Source organism: Nocardioides sp. JCM 18998 (assembly GCF_055391535.1).
This window is the reverse complement of record NZ_AP043886.1, coordinates 983,153-1,004,660: the sequence shown is the minus strand read 5'-3', so window position 1 is coordinate 1,004,660 and position 21,508 is coordinate 983,153. Positions and strand designations below refer to the sequence as shown.

Sequence of the window (21,508 nt, the reverse complement as noted above, 5' to 3'; positions counted from 1 at the left end):
AAGCGACGGCCGCCTCGGCGACGGATTTGAGCGTTCCGCCGATAGAATCCCGCCGGAAGTTCTCGGTGTTAGGGGTCAGGTGGACAGCGAAGCCGCGTCACGACAGGTGACGTTCACGATCGTGTCGGCGGTGTACAACGTCGTGCGCTACCTCGACGACTTCATCGCCTCGATCGAAGCCCAGCGATATCCGCACGAGCGGATCCAGGTCGTCGCCGTCGATGACGGCTCGACCGATGACAGCCTCGCCCGGCTGCGGCGGTGGCAGCAGGAGAGCGACCTCGACATCGTCGTCCTCACCAAGCAGAACGGGGGCCAGGGCAGTGCCCGCAACCTCGGCCTCACGCAGGCGACCGGTGAGTGGGTGACCTTCACGGATCCCGACGACACCCTCTCGCCGCGCTACTTCGCCCAGGTCGCCCGATTCGTCGAGGAGCACCCGGGCGCGCACATGCTGGCCACCCGTCTCATGGTGCTCGACGACGAGACCGGCAAGATCACCAACTCCCATCCGCTGCGGACCAACTTCCGCGACGGCGACGTCGCGCGCCGCCTCACCGTTCACGGCGACTACTTCCACGGCTCCGCACCGAGCGCCTTCTTCCGTCGCGAGCACCTGGAGTCGATCGGTGTTCGGTTCGACGACCGCGTGCAGCCGAACTTCGAGGACGGACACTTCTGCGTCCGCTACCTGCTCTCGTTCGACGACCCGGTGCTCGGTTTCGTCGGGAGTGCGCGCTATCGCTACCGCCGGCGCAGCGACGGGACCTCAACCCTGCAGAACAGCATGATGGACGTGCGGCGCTTCACCGACGTGCCGCGCTACGGCTACCTCGACGTCATCCGGGTCGCGCTCGAGCGCTTCGGCTCCGTGCCGATCTGGCTGCAGCACTTCCTGACCTACGAGTTGTCCTGGTACGTCAGCTCGGGCCTGCGTCATGCCGACACGACAGCCTGCCGAGGCGCCGTGGCCGACGAGTTCAACGCGTTGATGAGGGAGATCCTCTCCCACATCGATGACAGGACGCTCGTCACGTTCAGCCGTCGAGTACTGACTCGTGAGGTCCGGGCCATCCTGCGGCACGGCTATGCCGCACCGGGGTGGCACGAGGACCCCGCCGCGATCGTCGAGGTCGACCTCGTGCGGAACCTCGCGAAGCTGTCCTACTTCTTCACCGGGGAGCAGCCGCACGAGGTCGTCGAGGTCCGTGGGCAGATCATCGAGCCGCGCTTCGCGAAGGTGAGGGACCTGCTGCTGTACGACCGCATCCCGGTCCGTCAGCGCATCTTCTGGGTGCCGCTCGACGGCACGCTCCAGCTCGCACTGGACGGCCATGACATCGCCATCGACGCCCGTGGCGAATCCCCTGCGCCCACATCGCTGATCCCGCAACGCGTGCTGCGCAAGTGGCTGCCGGGCACAGCAGAGCGCGAGCAGCCGCTCGAGCCGGAGCAGGAGGAGCTGCTGCGCCGTGCGGCAACGCCGCGCACGCGTCGACGCTACGGCGACGCGTGGGTCTTCATGGACCGGATCCATGACGCTGACGACAGCGGCGAGCACCTCTTCCACCACGTGCGCACTCACCACCCCGAGATCAACGCGTGGTTCGTCGTGGAGAAGGACACCGCCGACTGGCGGCGGCTCAAGCGTGCCGGGATCAAGCGGCTGGTGGCCCACGGGTCGCCCGAGTGGAAGCTGCTCATGGTCAACGCCGCGCACCTCATCTCCTCGCACGCCGACCAGCCGATCGTCCGGCCACCGGCACTCGAGTTCCCCGGCGGGCGCAACTGGCGTTTCACCTTCCTGCAGCACGGCGTCATCAAGGACGACCTCTCCAGCTGGCTCAACCAGAAGAAGATCGACGTCTTCGTGACCAGCACCCGGCCGGAGTACGACTCGATCGTCGGAGACAACACCCGCTACGTGGTGACGGCCAAGGAGACGGTGCTCACCGGTCTGCCGCGCCTGGACAGGGTCCGGGAGGCGGGCCTGGCCGTTCCGCCCGAGCAGCGCGACCTGGTCCTGATGGTGCCGACCTGGCGCAACTGGCTCTCTGGTGGCTTCGCCGGGGCGGACACGCAGAAGCGGGCGGCCTACGGTCCTGAGTTCTTCGAGTCCCAGTTCGTCGAGGAATGGCTCGGTCTGGTCCGCTCGCCCGCCCTGCGCGAGGCCTGCGAGCGCCACGGACTCCGGATCGGCTTCCTGCCACACCCCAACCTGCAGCAGGCCCTGCCTCATCTCGACCTGCCGGAGTGGGTCGAGCGACTCTCGTACGAGGGAAATGACGTCCGGGTGCTCTTCGCCCGAGCCGCGCTCATGGTGACCGACTACTCCTCGGTCGCGTTCAACGCCGCCTACATCGACCGGCCGGTCGTCTACTTCCAGTTCGACGCCGACCGGGTCTTCGGCGGAGAGCACGTCGGTCAGGGCGGCTACTTCGACTACCGGCGCGACGGGTTCGGACCCGTCACCGGGACCGTCGAGCAGACCGCCAAGGAGATCGGGGCCGCGCTCGACGCCGGGCGCTCCCCGCAGGAGCCGTACGCCGGCAGGATCGCGGCCACCTTCCCCGCCCGGGACGGGGGCTGCTGTGAGCGCACCTTCCAGGCGATCCTCGCCTCCACCCGCCTGGTGACGTCCGAGGACCTCGCGGTCGAAGGCCCGTCATGACGGGCGCACCGGCCACCGTGGCGGTGGTGGGTAGCTGCATCACCCGCGACAACTTCAACTCCACCTTCAACCCCGGCTACCGGGACCGCTTCGACTGTCGGCTCCTGCACAACCAGGGATCGGTGATTGCGCTGGTGGATCAGCCGATGGTGGTCGAGTGGGAGCCCCTCGACGAGGCGATGAGCGACTTCGACCGATGGAACGTCGCGACTGAGTTCGATCGGTCCTTCTGGGTGGAGGTGGAGCGCCTCCAGCCCGCCTACCTCCTGCTCGACTTCTTCGGTGACGTCCACTTCGGTGTCGTGCGCACCCCCTCGGGCGAGTACGTGACCAACAACCGCTGGAAGATCCACAAGACGACCTGGTACGCGGAGCACCACGCCGCCGGGGACCTGACCCCGATCAACCTGATGCGGGACACGGAGGAGTACCTGCAGCGATGGCGGGCCGCCTTCGACGTCTTCATCGATCGTGTGCGGCACGTGCTGCCCGACACGGTCGTCGTCCTCAATCGCGGTCGCAACACCGACGATCTCCGGCGTGAGGACGGTGAGGTGGTCCCCTTCCGCAAGAACGTCTCGGTGGCCCCGCTCAACGTCAAGCGCGCCAACCGGCTGTGGGCGCGACTCGACGCGTATGCCGCTGATCGGGTGGACGCGGTCATCGACCTGCGGCCCATGCGTGCCCCGACCTATCGGGAGCATCCCTGGGGGCCGTTCTACGTCCACTACGTGCCGCAGTACTACCGCTCCTTCCTCGCCTGGCTCGAGGACATCGACGCGGCCCGCCGGGGCGGATGGCTCAGCCGGGCGCGTGCAGCACGCAGGCTGCGTGCCCGAGGAGCGCGGGCCGACGCCAACGCGTGACGGCGTCGATCTGGTCAGAACAGGTCTGCCACCACTCGATCGGCGGCGGAACCGTCGGCGAGCGAACCGAAGCGTCGGCGCACCGCGGCCGCCCGTGGCGCCGAGGCCGCCCGCAGCGTCGGTAGGTCGCTCAGGAGCCGCACGACCTCCTCGCCGCGGGTGACCACCGGGCCCGGAGCCGTCTGCTCGTACGGGAGGAGCTGGGGACGCCGCGCCTCGTACGCCGCCTGGTCGGGGACGAAGCAGATCGCCGGCTTGCCGGTCAGCGCCCAGTCGAACCGCAGCGCGGAGTGGTCGAGGACCGCGACATCGGCGGCGAGCAGCAGGTCGGCCTGGTGCGGGTAGCCGGTGACGTCGAGGGCGCCGGTCTCCCGGGCCCACGCCGCGGCATCCGGCGCGTCGTACGGGTGCGCCCGCAGGAGGACCCTGGCGCCCGGGATGCGCTGGATGGCGGCGAGGCCGAGGAGGCGGGGCAACGGTGCCGAACGCACCCGGTCGACCTGGGGGTCACGGTACGTCGGCGCGTACAGGACGAGCGTCTGATCCGGGCCGGCGCCGAGCCGGGCCCGGGCCGCGGCACGCTGCTGGCGGCGGGTCTCGTCGGCGGCGGGCGCCGGGAGCAGCAGGTCGGTCCGGGGCAGGCCGGTGGTCAGGATCCTGCCGTCGAAGCCGAGCGCCGCGCGATACAGCTGCTCGGCGTCCGACGATCCGGCGAGCAGGACGCTCCAGGCCCGGTTGCGGCGCTCGGCCCGTGCGGCGGAGCGCCCGGGGGAGAGTCCGAGGATCCGGTCATGCGCCGATCCCATCGCCTTGGCCGGATGACCGGTGCCGGTGACGATCCAGCGCTGCTCCGGTGCCCGCTCGTACCAATCGGCGATCTCGCCGTCGCTGATGATCGTGCCGGCGCCACGCAGCGTCTCGTGCCACGCCGTCGTGCCGATCACGACGCTCTGCGCGTCCTCGGGCAGCAGCACCTCGCGCGTGCGCACCGCCCAGACCCGCCGCAAGTGGGGGCGCGTCCGAGCCAGCGCCGCGTCGAGCGCGAGCGGATCGCCGTCAGCGCTGTCCCCGTCGCCGCACTGCAGCAGGACCAGGTCGGGATCGACGGTCGTGGCGGGCAGGCCCTCGAGCTGCAGCCGCCCCACGGGTGAGCGCTCGGTGTCGCTCAGCGGGGCCGCGACGTTCAGGCCGAGCACGCCGGTGGGGCGCATCCGCGCCGTCACCCGTACGTCCGCACTCACCTGCGGGGACGGCAGCAGCGGCAGCAGCGTCTCGCCCGGCTCGGCCGCCACGCCGTCGGCAAGGAGGCGGTAGCCGCCGTGCGGCACGACGGTGGCGCCGAGGTCCCACCGGGTCGTGGTGAGGTCGAAGACGATCCTCGTGCTGTCGGCGCTCACCGCGGACAGGGTGAGGCCGTCGCCCTCCAGCATCGCCGTGCCCAGCTGTCGCTCGTCGAGATCGCAGGCGCCGAGTCCGAGCGTCAGCCGCGTTCCGTCCAGCGCGATCGCCTCGACGTCGAGCCGTTGCCCGGCACGGGGGCGGGCGGCCGGCCGTCCGTTCCGTATCTCGATGGCGAACCCCTCGGGTGCCAGCGTCGCCGCGGCGGCGCGGGAGCCGACGGCGTGCTCGCCCAGGCGGGGCACCGCGGAGCCGTCCAGCACGCGGTGCACACCGTCCTCCCGGACCAGGTCTCCACGGCTCACCTGCAGCACCAGCCGCCACGACCCCTCGCCGAGCGTGTCGAGATCGACCTGCGTCGCGAACCGCCCGTGCCGGTACGAGACCGAGGCATCGCCGGCCCAGACGTCAACGCGGTCGTCGGGGTGGATGGTGACGGGCAGCGGCACCGGGTCGTCCGGGGAGTCGCCGACCAGCCTCGCCTCGACCGAGGGAGCGCGCGTCGCGGCGTCCAGGCCGCGGACGAGGACGTAGCCCTCGAGCGAGAGCCGCGCGCCCGCCCAGCGGGCGCTGGTGATCACGGCGGACATGGGCGTCTCGTGCTCGGCCAGGCCGCGCATCCGCTCGGGCACCTCCTCGAGGAAGGGCGGCGCACCGTCGTCGTCGGCGACCAGCCGCTCGCCCTGGACCCGTCCGCGTGGCAGATGACCGTGCTCGCCGAACCACGCCTCCGCCTCGTCGAGCCCCGTCCAGTCCCGGCGCGAGGCGAGCCAGGCCCGCACCTTCGGCGAGTAGCGCATCCGGTCGAGGGCCCGATCAGAGGCACCCTCGAGGATCGCCGCGAGCGCGCGGCCCAGCAGCTCGCGATAGGCCGGCTCGGCGCTCAGGGCATGCCGGAGGAACGGCTGGTAGTCGATGTCGATCGTGCGCGCCACCCAGGCGTCGTAGACCAGCGGGGAGGCTTCGGCACCGAGCAGCAGGCGGGCCTGCTCCTTCACCGCGATCCGGTCCGCGAGGTTGCGCAGGGTCGCCTTCTGCTGGCTCGTCGAGCTGCCGTCCGTACGGATCCGCCAGCGGTAGACCACTCGGGCGAGTACGTCGAAGCGGGATGCGCGCACGGAGGCCGCGAGCATCGGCACGTGGTCCTCGTACGCCATCCCCGTCTCGAACGGTGGCACCCGGGTGCGCCAGAAGTCGGCCCGGAACAGCCGGTTGCACGCGATGATGTCGAGGATGGCGTCAGGGAACGCGTCGAGCGAGGTGGAGAGCCGGTCGCGGTCGTGCACGAGGCGGCCCCACGCGATCTCGTGGTTGCGTCGGTGGGTGAAGCGCTGGGCGGCGCCGAGGACGAAGTCCGAACCCGTGTGCCGCAGGGTGGAGACCATCACCGCGAGGGCGTCGCGCGGCACCACGTCGTCGGCGTCGACGAACATCAGGAACTCGCCGCGCGCGATCGACACCCCGGCGTTGCGGGCCGCTCCCTGACCGGCGTTGGGCTGGGTGATCACGCGCAGGCGACGGTCCCGGGCCGCATGGCGCTGCAGGATGGCGGCTGAGCGGTCGGTCGAGCCGTCGTCGACGGCGATGACCTCGAGGTCGCTCAGCGACTGCGCGAGCAGGCTGTCGAGGCACTCGTCGAGATACTCCTCGACGTTGTACACGGGTATCACGACGGAGACGACGGGCTTGCTGAGCCGCCGACGCAGGCCTCGCCATGGTGATGTCATCGTGGGTGATCCTAGGGCCGGACCGCAGGCGGGTCGGCCCGCGTTCGTCAGGCTCCGGTGCGTCCGAAGTCGTCCTCGAGGCGGACGATGTCGTCCTCGCCGGTGTAGGCGCCGCGCTGGACCTCGATGACGATGAGCGGTTCGTCGGTCGCGTTGACGATGCGGTGCGGGACGCCGATCGCGACGTCGACGCACTCGCCCGGACCGGTCACGATCGTCTCGCCGTCGATGACCGAGGAGGCGGTGCCGCTGACCACGACCCAGTGCTCGGCGCGGTGGGCGTGGGTCTGGTACGACAGCCGTGAGTGCGGCAGCACCTCGATCTGCTTGACCTTGTAGCCCTCGCCCTCGTCGAGCACCTTCCAGCTGCCCCAGGGGCGGGTCTCCGACTCACCGATCATGGCGGGATTCTCGCACGGGTCGGACGTCGGGACAGATCGTCGCGACTTGGTATCGTGCGGGCCGTGCGCCGCTTCCTCGGTCGGGCAAGCCGACGCCTTCGTCGTCAGTACCGTGGACCGCGTGTCGCGATCGTCGTCGCGGCGAGCGACGAGGACACCACCCGCATCGGACCGCTCCTCGAGAGCCTGCGCGAGCAGACCTACCGCAACATCGACGTCGTGGTCGCCCGGTGGGGGCGCTCGGCCGTGGTCGAGGCGACCGCGCGACGCCACGCGGAGGAGGACTGGCGGGTCAGGATCGCGCCGAGCGCCAGGGATGCGGCGGACGCGCGAGCGCGAGCGCCGCTCGGCGCGGCACGCTACGTCCTCCTCCCGCACGCCGGTGACCTGCTGCCGCGCGACGCGATCGCGCGTCTTGTCGCCTCCCTCGAGCGCTCGGGCAGCGCCGCGGCGATCGGCCGCGTGGCGGTCCCGCGCCAGGGGTACGCCGTCGCGACCACCGCCTTCGACCTGCCCCATCGGATCACCCGACGGGAGCTCACCCTGGCCTCCGCTCCCGAGGCGGTCGCCGACCTGACGCTCGGCAGCCGCCTGCTCCGCCGCTCGGTGTGGGCGGGCGACACCTCCCCGCTGCTGCCCGGTCTGAGCGGCACCTTCGACCTCCTGGCCCCCGTCACCTACCAACGCACCGGCCGCCGCGACGACGTCCCCTTCGGCTCGCGGCCGAACTCGCTCGCCGAGCTCGGCAGCTGGTGGGCCGAGCAGCAGCGGGTCGGCGCCGCGATCGAGGCGAGCGGGAACGACGAGGCACTGGGCTGGTGGCGCTGGTCGCTGCTCGACACCGGCCTCATGGCGTTCGCCGACGACGTCGAACGAGCCACCCCCGACCAGTGGCAGCTGCTGCGCACGGTCGTCGCGGCGCTCTCGGACGCCGACCGTGCGCTGCCGGCACGGGTCGGCGCCGAGGCCGGGATCAAGCTCTGGCTGGTCGGTCAGGATCGCCCCGACGATCTCGCCGACCTGGTGTTCACACGGACCTTCGCCGGTGGGGACCAGCCCACCCGGGTCGAGGGGGGCCAGGTCATCGCCGACCTCCCGGTGCCCGCGGACGCACCGCGCGAGCTGCTGACGATGAGCGAGGCCGAGACGCCGCTGCTGCTCGACGTGCGCGGGCAGCGCCGCGAGCCGGGACGCACGGTGCTCGAGGTCGTCGCCTGGATCGATCATCTCGATCTCCCCGAACGCCCGGAGATCACGGTCACGTCGCCGGGAGACGGCCCGCCTGCCCGAGTGGAGATCGTCCAGCGCCACGACATCACCGCGAACCATGGCGAGCGGCGCCCGGGCCACGACGTCGCGCACGGAGCGTTCACGCTCTCCATCGACGGACCCGAGGACGCTACCGGGACCACACGCCTCCAGATCGCGCTCACCAGCCGCGGCGTCACCCGCACCCGCGAGCTCGCCGTCGACCTCGACGCGCCGGAGTGGACGCGTCCGCGGAGGCGTCACGCGCTCGCCGACGACGAGCTCGGGCCGTTCCACCAGCGCCGGCTGCAGGAGTGGGCGGCGAGCACGCCGCCGCCGATCGAGCCCGACCTCTTCTATCTGCAGTCCTACTCGGGCCAGCACGCCACCGACTCGCAGCGGGCGCTCCACGACGAGCTGCGCCGCCGCTTCTCGCACCTCCGCCTCGTCTGGGGTGTCACCGGTTCCGACGTGCCGCTGCCCGAGGGTGCCGAAGGCGTCGTGATCGGGACCCGCGAGTGGTACCGGGTCATGGCCAGCGCCCACTACCTGTGCCTGAACACCGAGCCCGACCGGTGGTTCACCCGCCGCGAGGATCAGCTGCTGCTGCAGACGTTCCACGGGTACCCGGCGAAGGCGATGGGCGTGCTGATGTGGCAGAGCAAGGGGCTGAGCGAGCGGCGGATCGCGTGGGAGGTCGAGCGGGTCACGCGCAACTGGAGCCTCATCCTCACGCCGACCGAGGAGATGGCCGAGCACTATCGGGAGCAGTATCGCTACGACGGACCGATCCTCAGCGTCGGCTACCCGCGCGACGACGCGCTGGTAGCGCCGCAGGCTCCGGCGATCCGGACACGCGCACGGGCGACGCTCGGCATCTCCGAGCACCAGAAGGCGGTGCTCTACGCGCCCACGTGGCGCGACGACCTGGCGACCGACTGGCGCTCCGCCGAGGCGGCCCTCGAGCTCGACGTCGCCGCGGCGGCGCGCGCACTGGGTTCTGACTACGTGCTGCTCCTACGCGGCCATCGGTTCCACCAGCTGCCTCAGGTGGACTCGGACGGTGCCCGGATCGTCGACGTGACCGGCCACCCCGAGGTCAACGAGCTGATCCTGGCCTCCGACGCCGCGGTGGTCGACTACTCCTCGATCCGCTTCGACCTCGCCTTCGCCGGAGTGCCGATGGTCTTCCTGGTCCCCGACCTCGCGTCGTACGGGAGCAGCAAGCGAGGCTTCCTGTATCCGTTCGCCGACAGCGCTCCGGGCCCCCTGGTGGACACCACTGCCGCGGTGGTCGAGCAGCTGAGCGACCTGGCGTCACTGCGGGCGCGCGCCACGCCGCTGATCGAGGCGTTCAACCGGCGCTTCCAGCCCTGGCATGATGATCGAGCCGCCGCCCGGGTGGTCGACGAGCTCGCCGAGCGCTGGGGCCTCGACGCGAGGCACGGGTAGGGTCGCGCCTCGTGGCGACGCTCGTTCTGATCACCGGTACCGGACGCAGCGGGACCAGCACGATGTCCGGCACCCTGCATCACCTCGGGCTGGCCGTGCCCGGGCCGTACCTCGGCGCCAACGAGTCGAACCCGAAGGGCTTCTACGAGTCGCGCTGGGCGGTGCGCTTCCACAAGAGCATCGCGGAGGCCGCGGGCATCGACCAGTTCGACGCCCGACCCCAGGCGATCGATGCCGCCCGCGCCGCCGCCACGCCCGAGCTGCGGGCCCGTCTGGTCGCGAAGCTCCGCCGCTGGGACGCTCTGGAGCAGGTGGTCGTCAAGGATCCCCGCTCGATCTGGGCGCAGCGCCTGTGGCGGGACGCGGCGACCGAGGTCGGGCGCGAGATCCGGTACGTCACGATGCTGCGCCACCCCGCCGAGTCGATCGGCAGCCGAAGCACCTACTACGTCGCCGAGAGCGCGTCCGAGCAGCAACGCCGCTCGTACGAGATCCTCAGCACCGCGCGCTGGATCAACAGCCAGCTCGTCTCCGAGCGGGAGACGCGGTCGGAGGCTCGGACGTTCGTGCAGTACACGGATCTGCTCGAGGAATGGCGGCCGGTGGCGGCACGGTTGCGTGACGACCTCGGACTGGTGTTCAACACGGACCTCGGCACCGGCCATCACGCGGTGGACGACTTCATCGAGCCGGCGCTGCGCCGGCACAGCGTCAGCTGGGACGGCCTCGGCGTCCCCGCGCCGATGATCGATCTCGCCGAGGCGATCTGGGCGGACATGGTCGCGCTCGGGGCGCGCGCGGACGATATCGGGGCGGGTACGGACCTCGACGGGTGCAGCGAGCGCTATGCGGAGCTGTTCGCCTCCTCGGCCGCCATCACGCAGGATCTTCTCCAGCAGGCTCGGGTCGCCGCGCGCCGCGACGGGGCTCGCGAGGCGCGCGCCGAGCTACCGGCGCGGGGGCCGCTGATGGCCGAGGTCGGCAGTCGCGACCTGCTGCGCGAGGTCGGCCGCCGGGCGGTGCGACGCCTCCGACCGCGCCAGCGCTGATCGACGACTACTCGTAGTCGGCGACCCCGTTGGCGAGTGCGGTCGCGATCGGGTCGAGACGCCGCAGGTCGACCACGTGGCCCGTACCGGCGCCGATGAGCGTGTCCAGGGAGGCCAGTGCCACGGTCTCCGAGGCGAGCAGCGAGTCGAGCGGCTCCTCGCCGAACGCCTTGGTCCGCATCGGGGTGCCGGTGCGCTCGGGGTTGATCACGTTGATCCGCACGCCGTCCTCGGCCCACTCGTCGGCGAGCGCCTGGGTGAGGTTGACCGTCGCCGCCTTGGCCGAGGAGTAGAGGCTGTAGCCCTTGCGGCCACGGGTGTAGGACGACGAGGTGAAGAGCAGCAGGGAGCCCCGCGTCGCAGCCAGGTGGGGGTGGAACTCCTGGGCGATCAGGATCGGCGCCAGGTAGTTGACCTCGGTGGCCGACCAGATGGTCTCCTCCGAGGTGCCGACCAGATTGCTGATCGGCAGGACGCCGGCGGTGTTCACCACGAAGTCGATCCGGTCGAAGCGCTCCATCGCGTCGGTCGCGGCCGCCGCGATGTCGGCACGGCGCGCGACGTCGGTGCCGGTCGAGGAGCGGGCGTAGGAGGCGACGTTCGCTCCGTACTGCCCAGCGAGCCGGGCGATGTCGGCGCCGATGCCGTAGGAGCCGCCGAAGACGACCACGGTCCTGCCGCTCAGCGCGGCGCGATAGTCCTCGTCGGTGTTGTCCGGGAGCGGCTGGTGGGCGTTGAGCTGGAAGAGCTTGTCGGCGATGTAGACGTCGATCGGCTCGGTGACCTTCATGTTCTGCTCGTCTCCGGGGACGACCCAGATCCGTGCCTCGGGTAGGTAGCGCAGGACGACCGAGCAGTCGTCCGTGGCCTTGAAGTCGGGATCCTTGTTCGCCTCGACGTACGCCGCCCTCAGGGTGGAGGCGAGGAATGCCTGCGGAGTCTGGCCGCGGCGCAGCCGGGAGCGGTCCGGGATGTCGGCGATGGTGTTGTCGTCGGCGAGCTCGATGATGGTGTCGGCACTCGGGATGGCGACGTCGACGGCCTGGTGGGTCCGTAGTGCCCTGAAGCAGTCGCTGATGATGCGAGCCGAGAGCAGCGGGCGGACGGCGTCGTGCAGAAGGACGTTGCAGTCCGCGGCGCCCTCGCCGATCGGACCCAGCGCGGCCAGGGCGGCCTGGGTGGTGTCGTTGCGGGTGCCCGCGCCCTCGAGGATCCGGGTGACCTTCGGGTAGCGGCCCGTTCGGGTCATGGCGTGGACCGCGTCGAGGTGGCCGGGAGCCATCATCACGATGATCTCGTCGACCTCGGGATGACTCTCGAGGGCGGCGAGGGTGTGCTCCATGATCGGCATGCCGGCGATCTTGATCAGCTGCTTGGGCAGATCCAGGCCGACTCGGGAGCCGACGCCGCCGGCCAGCAGCACGGCCACGTTGCGCAGCTTGGTCATCATTGCTCCTGAGGTGGGGTGGCCCGCAGTTTCCCACACGCGCGCCAGCGGCTCGCCTGTGACTGAAACCACCGTGACGGCCGTTCCGTGCCGCATCGCCCCCGGCGTAGCGTGGTGACCCTCAGCCGTGAACAACGTCTGGTACCCACACCGGCCTCCGCCACGGAGGTGGTCGGCGGGACTGGAACGAAAGGTCACCACCATGCGTCACCCCTACCGGGTGGGCGTCGTCGGCGCTGGTCGCGTCGGTGCCGTCCTGGCAGCCGCCCTGCGGACCGCCGGCCACGAGGTCGTCGCGGTCGCCGGTGAGTCGGATGCCTCTCGCGGCCGGATCGCCGCACTGCTGCCCGGCGTACCGGTCCTGAAGCCCTCGGCCGTCGCTCGTGCCTGCGACGTCCTGCTGCTCACCGTCCCCGACGACATGCTCGGCAACGTCGTGCGGACCCTGGCCGACGCGGGCGCGCTGCGCGAGGGCCAGTACGTCGTGCACACGTCCGGCCGGCACGGCCTGGCGGTCCTCGAGCCCGCCGTCGCGGTGGGCGCGCACCCGATCGCGCTGCACCCGGCGATGACCTTCACCGGCACCGCCGTCGACCTGCCGCGCCTGGCCGACGTCGTCTTCGGCCTCACCGCCACCGGCCCCGACCGTGCCGTCGCCGAGCAGGTCGTCGCCGATCTCGGCGGCCGCCCGATGTGGGTCCCCGAGGAGATGCGCACGCTGTACCACGCCGGTCTCGCGCACGGCGCCAACCACCTCGTCACCCTGGTGACCGAGGCGATGGAGATCCTGTCGGCCGCCGGTGCCGCCGACCCTGCCGGCACGCTGCGCCCGCTGCTGACCGCCGCCCTGGACAACGCCCTCGAGCACGGCGACGCGGCCCTGACCGGCCCGATCGTGCGTGGCGACGCCGGCACCGTCGAGGCGCACCTCGCCGACATCAGCGCCAACGCCCCGCAGACCGTCCGCTCCTACCTCGCGCTCGCGCACGCCACCCTCGACCGCGCCGCCGCGGACGGCCGGCTGGTGCCGCTGCGGGCGCAGAAGATCGCCGGCATCCTGGCCCGCTACGACCGGGCCCCTGACCTTTCCCACCGCAACACGCCGATGACGCGTACGGAACGTCAGGTGCGCGGGTGACGGCGCCGGCGCTGGCGTCGACCCGCGCCGAGCTCGCGGAGCTCCTCGCGACGGCCCGCCGCAACGGCGAGCGAGTCGGGCTCGTCCCCACCATGGGCGCGCTGCACGAGGGCCACGCCTCCCTGATGGCGCTCGCTCGCGAGCGCGTCGGCCCGGGCGGCAAGGTCGTGGTGAGCATCTTCGTCAACCCGCTGCAGTTCGGCGCAGGCGAGGACCTCGACCGCTACCCGCGCACCCTCGAGGCCGACCTGGTCATCGCCGAGCAGCAGGGCGTCGACATCGTGTTCGCACCCGCCGTCGACGAGGTCTACGTCGGCGGACCGCCCCACGTCACCATCGAGCCGGGTCCGCTCGGCGCGATCCTCGAGGGCGAGACCCGCCCCGGACACTTCGCCGGGATGCTGATCGTGGTCGCCAAGCTCTTCGGCCTGGTCAGCCCCGACGTCGCCGTCTTCGGCCAGAAGGACTACCAGCAGCTGGCCCTGATCCGCCGGATGTCCGACGACCTCAGCATGGGGATCGAGATCGTCGGCGCGCCGACGCAGCGCGAGCCGGACGGCCTCGCCCTCTCCAGCCGCAACCGCTACCTCTCCGACGCCGAGCGCCAGGCCGCGCTGACCCTGAGCGCTGCGCTACGGGCGGGGCAGGAGCGCGCGCAGTACGGGCTCCCGGCGGCGCGCTGGGCCGCGATGGGCCGGCTCCTCGCCGAGCCCGGCGTCGAGCTCGACTATCTCGCCCTGACCGCCTCCGACCTCGGCGAGCTGCCGGACTACCCCGAGCCCGGCACCACCGGGCGCATCCTGGTCGCCGCGAAGGTCGGCACGACCCGGCTGATCGACAACATGGAGCTGAACTTCTGATGGCGTTGCGCACGATGATGACCGGCAAGATCCACCGCGCCACGGTGACGCAGGCCGACCTGCACTACGTCGGGTCGGTGACGGTCGACGAGGACCTCCTCGACGCCTCCGACATCCTCCCGGGCGAGCTGGTCTCGATCGTCGACATCACCAATGGCGCCCGCCTGGAGACGTACACGATCGCGGGCCCGCGCGGCAGCGGCGTCCTCGGGATCAACGGTGCGGCGGCCCACCTGGTCCACCCCGGCGACCTGGTCATCCTGATCGCCTACCAGCAGATGACGACCGAGGAGGCCCGTGCGCTGGCCCCGCACGTCGTCCACGTCGACGAGAAGAACCGGATCGTGGCGATCGGCAACGACCGCGGCGAGCCCGTGCCCGGCAGCGACCAGCTGCGTGGCGACCTCGTCGCGTCCGCCCGGTAGCCCGAGGGAATACCCTCACCCAATGCACAACCTCCCAGGCCGGCTCGATGCCGGTGAGCCTGGCTGGACCGAGACCGTCGACGTCGTCATCGTCGGCTCCGGCATCGCCGGCCTGACCGCAGCTCTCCGGCTCCGCGATCAGGTCGACCGGATCCTGGTCGTCACCAAGGACATCCTCGGCAACGGCTCGACCCAGTGGGCGCAGGGCGGCATCGCCGCCGCGCTCGGCGAGGGCGACACCCCCGAGCAGCACGAGGCGGACACCCTCGTCGCCGGCGCCGGCGCGTGCGACCCGGACGCCGTACGGGTGCTCGTCCAGGAGGGCCCCGACGCGGTCCGCGAGCTCATCTCGTGGGGCACCAACTTCGACCACGACCCCGACGGCAATCTCTCGCTGACCCGCGAGGGCGGTCATCACCGCGACCGGATCGCGCACGCCCACGGCGACGCGACCGGGGCCGAGATCCAGCGGGCGCTCAACGAGGCCGTACGGCGTGCGCCCGAGATCCTCGTCTACGAGCACACGATGGTGCTCGACCTCGTGCTCGCCGAGGACGGCGGCGTCGCCGGCCTCACCGTGCACGTGGTCGGCGAGGGCGAGCGCGACGGCGTCGGCCTGGTCCGAGCCCGAGCCGTGCTGCTGGCGGCGGGCGGACTCGGCCAGGTCTTCTCGCAGACCACCAACCCGGCGGTCAACACCGCCGACGGGATGGCGCTGGCGCTGCGTGCCGGAGCGCAGCTGCGGGACCTGGAGTTCGTCCAGTTCCACCCGACGGTGATGTACCTGGGGCCGGACTCGCGCGGCCAGCAGCCGCTGATCTCGGAGGCGGTCCGCGGCGAGGGCGCCTTCTTGGTCGACGGGGACGGCGCCCGACTGATGGAGGGCGTCCACGAGCTCGCCGACCTGGCCCCACGCGACGTGGTCGCGAAGCGGATCATGCAGCGGATGCTCGAGACCGGGCGCCCGAACATGTGGCTCGACGCCCGCCACCTCGGCCGAGCGTTCTGGGAGCGGCGCTTCCCGAACATCCTCGCCTCCTGCGAGCGGTACGGCATCGACCCCGCCACCGATCTGATCCCGGTCGCGCCGGCCTGCCACTACGCCTCCGGCGGCGTCCGCACCGATCTGTGGGGCCGCTCCTCGGTCCCCGGGCTCTACGCCACCGGGGAGGTCGCGTGCTCCGGCGTGCACGGCGCCAACCGGCTCGCCTCCAACTCGCTGCTCGACGGACTGGTCTTCTCCCGCCGGGTGGCGGAGGTGCTGCCGGGGGAGCTGCGCCCGCTGGCCGAGCCCGTCGAGGACCCTCGTACGGCCGCTGCCATCTCCGGCGCCGGGCGCAGGGCGATGCAGGAGACGATGGGCACCCAGGTCGGCGTGCTGCGCTCCGCCACCGGGCTCGGCGAGGCGCTCGCGGACCTCGACAAGCTCGCCGGGGTCGCCGCCGGCGCCCTCGGTCCCGACGCGTGGGAGATGACCAACCTGGTCATGGTCTCCACCGCACTCACCCAGGCGGCACTGCTGCGCGAGGAGACCCGCGGCTCGCACTGGCGCGAGGACTTCCCCGAGCGCGACGACGCGCGCTGGGCCGGGCACTGCGACGTCGCCCTCGGGGCGGACGGCTCGGTCACCGTCGACTTCACCCCTTCCCCCGCCACGGACGGAGTGCCCGTATGAGCACGACCACCTTCACCGCGTACGACGACCTGCCCGAGGGCCTCCTCTCCGAGCTGCGCCACACCGGGCTGGACCCGCACACGCTCTACGGGGAGGTCGTGCAGGCGCTGCGCGAGGACCTGCCCGAGCCGCACGACGTCGACGTCACCTCGGCCGCCACCATCGCCGCCGACGCCCGCGGCGTCGCGGTCTTCGGGTCGCGGGAGACGGGCGTGGTCGCCGGTCTCGTGGTGGCCGAGCTGGTCTTCCGCACCGTCCTGGGCGACGACCTGCACATCAGCAACCGCGCGCACGACGGCACCCGGGTCACCCCCGGCGACACCGTCCTGATGGTGGAGGGACCGACCCGCGGGCTGCTCACCGCCGAGCGGACGGCGCTCAACTACGCCACCCACCTCTCCGGCATCGCCACCGCCACCTCGAAGTGGGTCGAGGCGCTGGCCGGGACCGGCGCCAAGGTCCTCGACACCCGCAAGACCCTGCCGACCTACCGCGCCCTGCAGAAGTACGCCGTGCGCTGCGGTGGCGGCCACAACCACCGCTTCTCCCTGGCCGACATGGCGCTGATCAAGGACAACCACGTGGTCGCCGCCGGGGGAGTGGTTCCGGCCTACCGCGCGGTGCGCGAGCGGTTCCCGGATGTGCCGGTCGAGGTCGAGGTCGACTCGCTGGACCAGCTGCGCGAGCTGCTCGAGGTCGGCTGCGAGTGGATCCTGCTCGACAACATGTCGCCCGAGACGCTGCGCGAGGCCGTGGCCCTGACCGCCGGCCGGGCGGTGCTGGAGGCGTCGGGCGGACTGACCCTGGAGCGGGCCCGCGCGGTGGCCGAGACCGGCGTCGACTGGATCTCGGTCGGCGCGCTGACGCACTCGGTGGAGGTCTTCGACCTCGGCCTCGACCTGCGCGAGGGCTGATCCCCGTGACGGACGCGCCGCTGCTGTGTGCCCGCATCGGCAACTCGCACACCACCCTCGGCCTGGTCCGGGACGGCTCGGTCGAGGCGGTCTGGCGGGTCTCCACCGATCCGCGACGCACCGCGGACGAGTGGCAGGTCCTCGTCGGCGGCCTGCTGGGCGACCGGATCGCGGGGATCGCCGGGATCGCCGTGTGCGCGACCGTTCCTGCGGTGCTGCACGAGTGGCGCGACATGCTCGCCCGGCACTTCCCAGGGGTGTCGTCCGTCGTGGTCGAGCCGGGCGTCCGTACGGGCGTTCCGATCCTGATGGACAACCCGCGGGAGGTCGGCACCGACCGGATCGCGAACGCGCTCGCTGCGGTGACGCTCTACGGCGGCCCCGCGATCGTCGTCGACTTCGGCGGCACCGCGACCACCTTCGAGGTCGTCTCGCCCCAGGGCCAGTACGTCGGTGGGGCGATCGCCCCGGGGCTCGAGGTCTCGCTGGAGGCGCTCGGACGCCGGGGCGCGCAGCTGCGCCGCGTGGAGCTGGCCCGGCCGCGTTCGGTGATCGCGAAGAACACCGTCGAGGCGCTCCAATCCGGAATGGTCTTCGGGATGGCCGCCCAGGTCGAGGGCATCGTGGCCCGGATGATCGCCGCGCTGGAGGTGCCGGCGGCCGAGGTGAAGGTCATCTCCACCGGATATCTCGCCGATATCGTGAGTGGCGAGTGCGGCTGTTTCACCGACCATTCGCCCTGGCTCACCCTGCTCGGTCTCGAGCTCGTTTTCCGGCGGAATTCCTAAAAAGACGTCGGCGGACGTGCCCTCGGCGTGTGCCGCGTGGTTTGATGAGTGCGCCGTATTTCTTCATGACCTGATTTCTAAGGGGAATTCGCATGGCGCAGAAGGTCCAGATCGTTCTCGAGGACGACATCGACGGCGGTGAGGCCACGCAGACGGTGACGTTCGCTCTGGACGGCACGTCGTATGAGATCGACCTCAACGACGACAACGCCGAGAAGCTGCGCGCCGCGATCGCCCCGTTCGTCGGCCACGGTCGCAGGGTGAGCAGCAGCGCGGGCCGTCGCGGCCCCGGCCGTCGCGCCGCGGCCGTCGTCCCCGGTGGCGCCAGCGCCAAGGAGATCCGCGAGTGGGCGCACGCGAACGGTCACGCCGTTCCCGAGCGCGGCCGCATCCCGGCCGATGTCCGCAGCGCTTATGAAGCGGCCAACTGAGATTTTCGACGAAGGGGCGCGGTCGGCCGAAAAGGCGGACCGCGCCCCTTTTGCGTCCCACGGGTCGGCGGGGCGACAAACCGGATCGCACAAGGGCGTTCAGGTCCCGGTGCGGGAGAAGTCGCGACCGCGGCGTACTAACACGCTCGACGGGGCGTGCGATTAGCGGATATCGGTGTTCGCGGTACCGCCGTCCGTCGTTCGGGGGCGTCCTCGGGCGACGAGGTCTCGCGCGAGATCGCCTTGCTGCACGGGCCGGACACGGGCCGGACACGGGCCGGGGGCGACGGGGAGCATCGCGCTCGTCTGCTCCGGGCGTGTTCGCTGACAGCGCACGGGAAACCTGCCCGTACACGGAACGCGTAGGCTGTCTGCAGGGTTAATACCCTCGACGGATCTTCCCGCCCGGCGGCGGAGGTCCACCCCGAAGCACAAGGAGCGATGCGCATGTTCGAGCGGTTCACCGACCGAGCTCGTCGGGTGGTCGTGCTGGCCCAGGAAGAGGCCCGCATGCTCTCCCACAACTACATCGGCACCGAGCACATCCTGCTCGGCCTCATCCACGAGGGCGAGGGCGTCGCCGCCAAGGCACTGGAGTCGCTGGACATCTCCCTGGAGGCCGTGCGCGCCCAGGTCGAGGAGATCATCGGCCAGGGCCAGCAGGCGCCGTCGGGCCACATCCCCTTCACGCCGCGTGCCAAGAAGGTCCTCGAGCTGTCGCTGCGTGAGGCGCTGCAGCTCGGACACTCCTACATCGGCACCGAGCACATCCTGCTCGGCCTGATCCGCGAGGGCGAGGGCGTCGCCGCCCAGGTCCTGCAGAAGCTCGGCGCCGACCTCAACCGGGTCCGCCAGCAGGTCATCCAGCTGCTGTCCGGGTTCCAGGGCAAGGAGTCCGGTCAGGCGGCCGCGGCCACCGCCGGTGCCGGCGCGGGCGAGGCGCCGTCCTCGTCGCTGGTGCTGGACCAGTTCGGCCGCAACCTGACCCAGGACGCGCGCGAGGGCAAGCTCGACCCGATCATCGGGCGCGAGCAGCAGATCGAGCGCGTCATGCAGGTGCTGTCGCGGCGTACGAAGAACAACCCGGTCCTCATCGGCGAGCCCGGCGTCGGCAAGACGTCGGTCGTCGAGGGCCTGGCCCAGGACATCGTCAAGGGCAACGTCCCCGAGACGCTGAAGGACAAGCAGATCTACACGCTTGACCTCGGCGCGCTCGTCGCCGGCTCCCGCTACCGCGGTGACTTCGAGGAGCGCCTCAAGAAGGTGCTCAAGGAGATCAAGACCCGCGGCGACATCGTCCTGTTCATCGACGAGATCCACACCCTGGTCGGCGCCGGCGCCGCCGAGGGTGCCATCGACGCGGCCTCGATCCTCAAGCCGATGCTCGCCCGCGGCGAGCTCCAGACCATCGGTGCCACCACGCTCGACGAATACCGCAAGTACCTCGAGAAGGACGCCGCCCTGGAGCGCCGCTTCCAGCCGATCCAGGTCCCCGAGCCCTCCATCGCCGAGACGATCGAGATGCTCAAGGGCCTGCGTGACCGCTACGAGGCGCACCACCGCGTCACCATCACCGACGAGGCGCTGGTCTCCGCGGCCACCCTCGCCGACCGCTACATCTCCGACCGGTTCCTGCCGGACAAGGCGATCGACCTCATCGACGAGGCCGGCTCGCGCCTGCGCATCCGCCGCATGACGGCCCCGGCCGACCTGCGCGAGTACGACGACAAGATCGCCGACGTGCGCCAGCGCAAGGAGGCCGCGATCGACGGGCAGGACTTCGAGGCCGCGGCCCGCCTGCGCGACGAGGAGAAGCAGCTCCAGCTCAAGAAGGCCGAGCGCGAGAAGAGCTGGCGCTCGGGCGACATGGACGAGGTCGCGGAGGTGGACGAGGAGCTCATCGCCGAGGTCCTCGCCGTCGCCACCGGCATCCCGATCGTGAAGCTGTCGGAGGAGGAGTCGACCCGCCTGCTCAAGATGGAGGACGAGCTGCACAAGCGCGTCATCGGGCAGGACGAGGCCGTCAAGGCGCTCTCCCGCGCGATCCGTCGTACGCGCGCCGGCCTCAAGGACCCGAAGCGCCCCGGTGGCTCGTTCATCTTCGCCGGCCCCTCGGGCGTCGGTAAGACCTGGCTGTCGAAGACGCTGGCCGAGTTCCTCTTCGGTGACGAGGACGCGCTCATCCAGCTCGACATGTCGGAGTTCGGCGAGAAGCACACCGTCTCGCGCCTCTTCGGCTCCCCGCCGGGATACGTCGGCTACGAGGAGGGCGGCCAGCTCACCGAGAAGGTGCGCCGCAAGCCGTTCTCGGTCGTCCTCTTCGACGAGGTCGAGAAGGCCCACCCGGACATCTTCAACAGCCTGCTGCAGATCCTGGAGGAGGGTCGCCTGACCGACTCCCAGGGTCGGGTCGTGGACTTCAAGAACACCGTCATCATCATGACGACCAACCTCGGCTCGCGAGACATCTCGAAGGGCGTCAGCCTCGGCTTCGGCAACGCGTCCGACGCCCAGGGGACGTACGAGCGGATGAAGTCGAAGGTGTCGGAGGAGCTCAAGCAGCACTTCCGCCCGGAGTTCCTCAACCGCGTCGACGAGATCATCGTCTTCCCGCCGCTGTCCCAGGAGCAGATCATCGCGATGGTCGACAACATGGTCGCCGCCGTCGAGACCCGTCTCAAGGACCGCGACATGGGCATCGAGCTCACCCAGCCCGCGAAGAACCTGCTCGCCGAGCGGGGCTTCGACCCGGTCCTCGGTGCTCGCCCGCTGCGCCGCACGGTGCAGCGCGAGATCGAAGACGTGCTGGCCGAGAAGATGCTCTACGGCGAGGTCGGCCCGGGCCAGATCGTGCTGGTCGACGTCGAGGGCACCGGCCCGAGCGCGGCCTTCACGTTCAAGGGCCAGAAGGTCGAGTCGCTGCCTGACGCGCCGCCGTTCGAGGCGGCCGGCGTGAGCGACGCCGAGACCGGCTCAGACGCCGGCACCCCGGAGCCGCCGGCGGCCTCCGCCGAGTGA

General features: G+C 71.2%; 15 protein-coding genes. 12 read left to right on the top strand and 3 right to left on the bottom strand.

Translation table 11 applies throughout. The annotated features are described in order from the left end of the window. Positions 1 to 106: 106 nt before the first annotated feature. Both ACZ5L9_RS04760 and ACZ5L9_RS04755 read left to right on the top strand, forming a co-directional pair. Positions 107 to 2,671: a bifunctional glycosyltransferase/CDP-glycerol:glycerophosphate glycerophosphotransferase gene (locus tag ACZ5L9_RS04760; protein WP_464534387.1), complete on the top strand. Its 2,565-nt coding sequence runs from the start codon at positions 107 to 109 to the stop codon at positions 2,669 to 2,671. Continuing rightward, positions 2,668 to 3,537 carry a DUF6270 domain-containing protein gene (locus ACZ5L9_RS04755; protein ID WP_464534386.1) on the top strand — a complete coding sequence of 290 codons (870 nt, stop codon included), beginning with the start codon at positions 2,668 to 2,670 and terminating at the stop codon, positions 3,535 to 3,537. The genes ACZ5L9_RS04760 and ACZ5L9_RS04755 overlap by 4 nt, the downstream gene beginning before the upstream one ends. A 14-nt stretch (positions 3,538 to 3,551) precedes the next feature. Here ACZ5L9_RS04755 and ACZ5L9_RS04750 read toward each other — a convergent pair whose 3' ends face one another. Both ACZ5L9_RS04750 and ACZ5L9_RS04745 read right to left on the bottom strand, forming a co-directional pair. Further along, the gene (locus ACZ5L9_RS04750) at positions 3,552 to 6,662 is read right to left on the bottom strand and encodes a bifunctional glycosyltransferase/CDP-glycerol:glycerophosphate glycerophosphotransferase (RefSeq protein WP_464534385.1); all 3,111 of its coding nucleotides are present in this window, start codon (positions 6,660 to 6,662) and stop codon (positions 3,552 to 3,554) included. Positions 6,663 to 6,709: 47 nt separating this feature from the next. Continuing rightward, positions 6,710 to 7,063, bottom strand: coding sequence for a phosphomannose isomerase type II C-terminal cupin domain (locus ACZ5L9_RS04745; protein ID WP_464534384.1), 354 nt, complete (start codon positions 7,061 to 7,063; stop codon positions 6,710 to 6,712). 63 nt (positions 7,064 to 7,126) lie between these two features. On the opposite strand from ACZ5L9_RS04745, the gene ACZ5L9_RS04740 reads away from it, so the two are divergent. After that, positions 7,127 to 9,763 carry a bifunctional glycosyltransferase/CDP-glycerol:glycerophosphate glycerophosphotransferase gene (locus ACZ5L9_RS04740; protein ID WP_464534383.1) on the top strand — a complete coding sequence of 879 codons (2,637 nt, stop codon included), beginning with the start codon at positions 7,127 to 7,129 and terminating at the stop codon, positions 9,761 to 9,763. Between the two features lie 11 nt (positions 9,764 to 9,774). Further along, positions 9,775 to 10,812: a sulfotransferase family protein gene (locus tag ACZ5L9_RS04735; RefSeq protein WP_464534382.1), complete on the top strand. Its 1,038-nt coding sequence runs from the start codon at positions 9,775 to 9,777 to the stop codon at positions 10,810 to 10,812. 7 nt (positions 10,813 to 10,819) lie between these two features. Here ACZ5L9_RS04735 and ACZ5L9_RS04730 read toward each other — a convergent pair whose 3' ends face one another. Beyond that, positions 10,820 to 12,259 carry an SDR family NAD(P)-dependent oxidoreductase gene (locus ACZ5L9_RS04730; RefSeq protein ID WP_464534381.1) on the bottom strand — a complete coding sequence of 480 codons (1,440 nt, stop codon included), beginning with the start codon at positions 12,257 to 12,259 and terminating at the stop codon, positions 10,820 to 10,822. A 202-nt stretch (positions 12,260 to 12,461) separates the two neighbouring features. On the opposite strand from ACZ5L9_RS04730, the gene ACZ5L9_RS04725 reads away from it, so the two are divergent. The 8 genes from ACZ5L9_RS04725 (at position 12,462) to ACZ5L9_RS04690 (ending at position 21,508) form a co-directional block, all read left to right on the top strand. Continuing rightward, positions 12,462 to 13,397, top strand: coding sequence for a Rossmann-like and DUF2520 domain-containing protein (locus ACZ5L9_RS04725; protein ID WP_464534380.1), 936 nt, complete (start codon positions 12,462 to 12,464; stop codon positions 13,395 to 13,397). Next, positions 13,394 to 14,257 carry a pantoate--beta-alanine ligase gene (gene panC, locus ACZ5L9_RS04720; protein ID WP_464534379.1) on the top strand — a complete coding sequence of 288 codons (864 nt, stop codon included), beginning with the start codon at positions 13,394 to 13,396 and terminating at the stop codon, positions 14,255 to 14,257. Before ACZ5L9_RS04725 ends, panC begins: the two co-directional genes overlap by 4 nt. Next, positions 14,257 to 14,682, top strand: coding sequence for an aspartate 1-decarboxylase (gene panD / locus ACZ5L9_RS04715; RefSeq protein WP_464534378.1), 426 nt, complete (start codon positions 14,257 to 14,259; stop codon positions 14,680 to 14,682). Before panC ends, panD begins: the two co-directional genes overlap by 1 nt. Positions 14,683 to 14,704: 22 nt before the next feature. After that, entirely contained in the window at positions 14,705 to 16,357 is a 1,653-nt protein-coding gene (locus ACZ5L9_RS04710) for an L-aspartate oxidase (protein WP_464534377.1), read from the top strand. After that, positions 16,354 to 17,271 carry a carboxylating nicotinate-nucleotide diphosphorylase gene (gene nadC, locus ACZ5L9_RS04705; protein WP_464534376.1) on the top strand — a complete coding sequence of 306 codons (918 nt, stop codon included), beginning with the start codon at positions 16,354 to 16,356 and terminating at the stop codon, positions 17,269 to 17,271. The genes ACZ5L9_RS04710 and nadC overlap by 4 nt, the downstream gene beginning before the upstream one ends. Before the next feature lie 5 nt (positions 17,272 to 17,276). Continuing rightward, positions 17,277 to 18,059 carry a type III pantothenate kinase gene (locus ACZ5L9_RS04700; RefSeq protein WP_464534375.1) on the top strand — a complete coding sequence of 261 codons (783 nt, stop codon included), beginning with the start codon at positions 17,277 to 17,279 and terminating at the stop codon, positions 18,057 to 18,059. Between the two features lie 92 nt (positions 18,060 to 18,151). Beyond that, a complete protein-coding gene (locus tag ACZ5L9_RS04695) occupies positions 18,152 to 18,490 on the top strand; it encodes a histone-like nucleoid-structuring protein Lsr2 (protein ID WP_464534374.1) in 339 nt (112 codons plus the stop codon). A gap of 447 nt (positions 18,491 to 18,937) precedes the next feature. Next, complete coding sequence (locus ACZ5L9_RS04690; RefSeq protein WP_464534373.1) at positions 18,938 to 21,508, top strand: ATP-dependent Clp protease ATP-binding subunit; 2,571 nt, start codon at positions 18,938 to 18,940, stop codon at positions 21,506 to 21,508.

What these genes read in the sequence shown, in the direction of transcription:
- ACZ5L9_RS04755 (WP_464534386.1), top strand. Translation starts at nt 2,668, where the DNA reads ATGACGGGCGCACCGGCCACCGTGGCGGTGGTGGGTAGCTGCATCACC.
- ACZ5L9_RS04750 (WP_464534385.1), bottom strand. Translation starts at nt 6,662, where the DNA reads ATGACATCACCATGGCGAGGCCTGCGTCGGCGGCTCAGCAAGCCCGTC.
- ACZ5L9_RS04745 (WP_464534384.1), bottom strand. Translation starts at nt 7,063, where the DNA reads ATGATCGGTGAGTCGGAGACCCGCCCCTGGGGCAGCTGGAAGGTGCTC.
- ACZ5L9_RS04730 (WP_464534381.1), bottom strand. Translation starts at nt 12,259, where the DNA reads ATGACCAAGCTGCGCAACGTGGCCGTGCTGCTGGCCGGCGGCGTCGGC.
- ACZ5L9_RS04725 (WP_464534380.1), top strand. Translation starts at nt 12,462, where the DNA reads ATGCGTCACCCCTACCGGGTGGGCGTCGTCGGCGCTGGTCGCGTCGGT.
- panD (WP_464534378.1), top strand. Translation starts at nt 14,257, where the DNA reads ATGGCGTTGCGCACGATGATGACCGGCAAGATCCACCGCGCCACGGTG.
- ACZ5L9_RS04710 (WP_464534377.1), top strand. Translation starts at nt 14,705, where the DNA reads ATGCACAACCTCCCAGGCCGGCTCGATGCCGGTGAGCCTGGCTGGACC.
- nadC (WP_464534376.1), top strand. Translation starts at nt 16,354, where the DNA reads ATGAGCACGACCACCTTCACCGCGTACGACGACCTGCCCGAGGGCCTC.
- ACZ5L9_RS04695 (WP_464534374.1), top strand. Translation starts at nt 18,152, where the DNA reads ATGGCGCAGAAGGTCCAGATCGTTCTCGAGGACGACATCGACGGCGGT.
- ACZ5L9_RS04690 (WP_464534373.1), top strand. Translation starts at nt 18,938, where the DNA reads ATGTTCGAGCGGTTCACCGACCGAGCTCGTCGGGTGGTCGTGCTGGCC.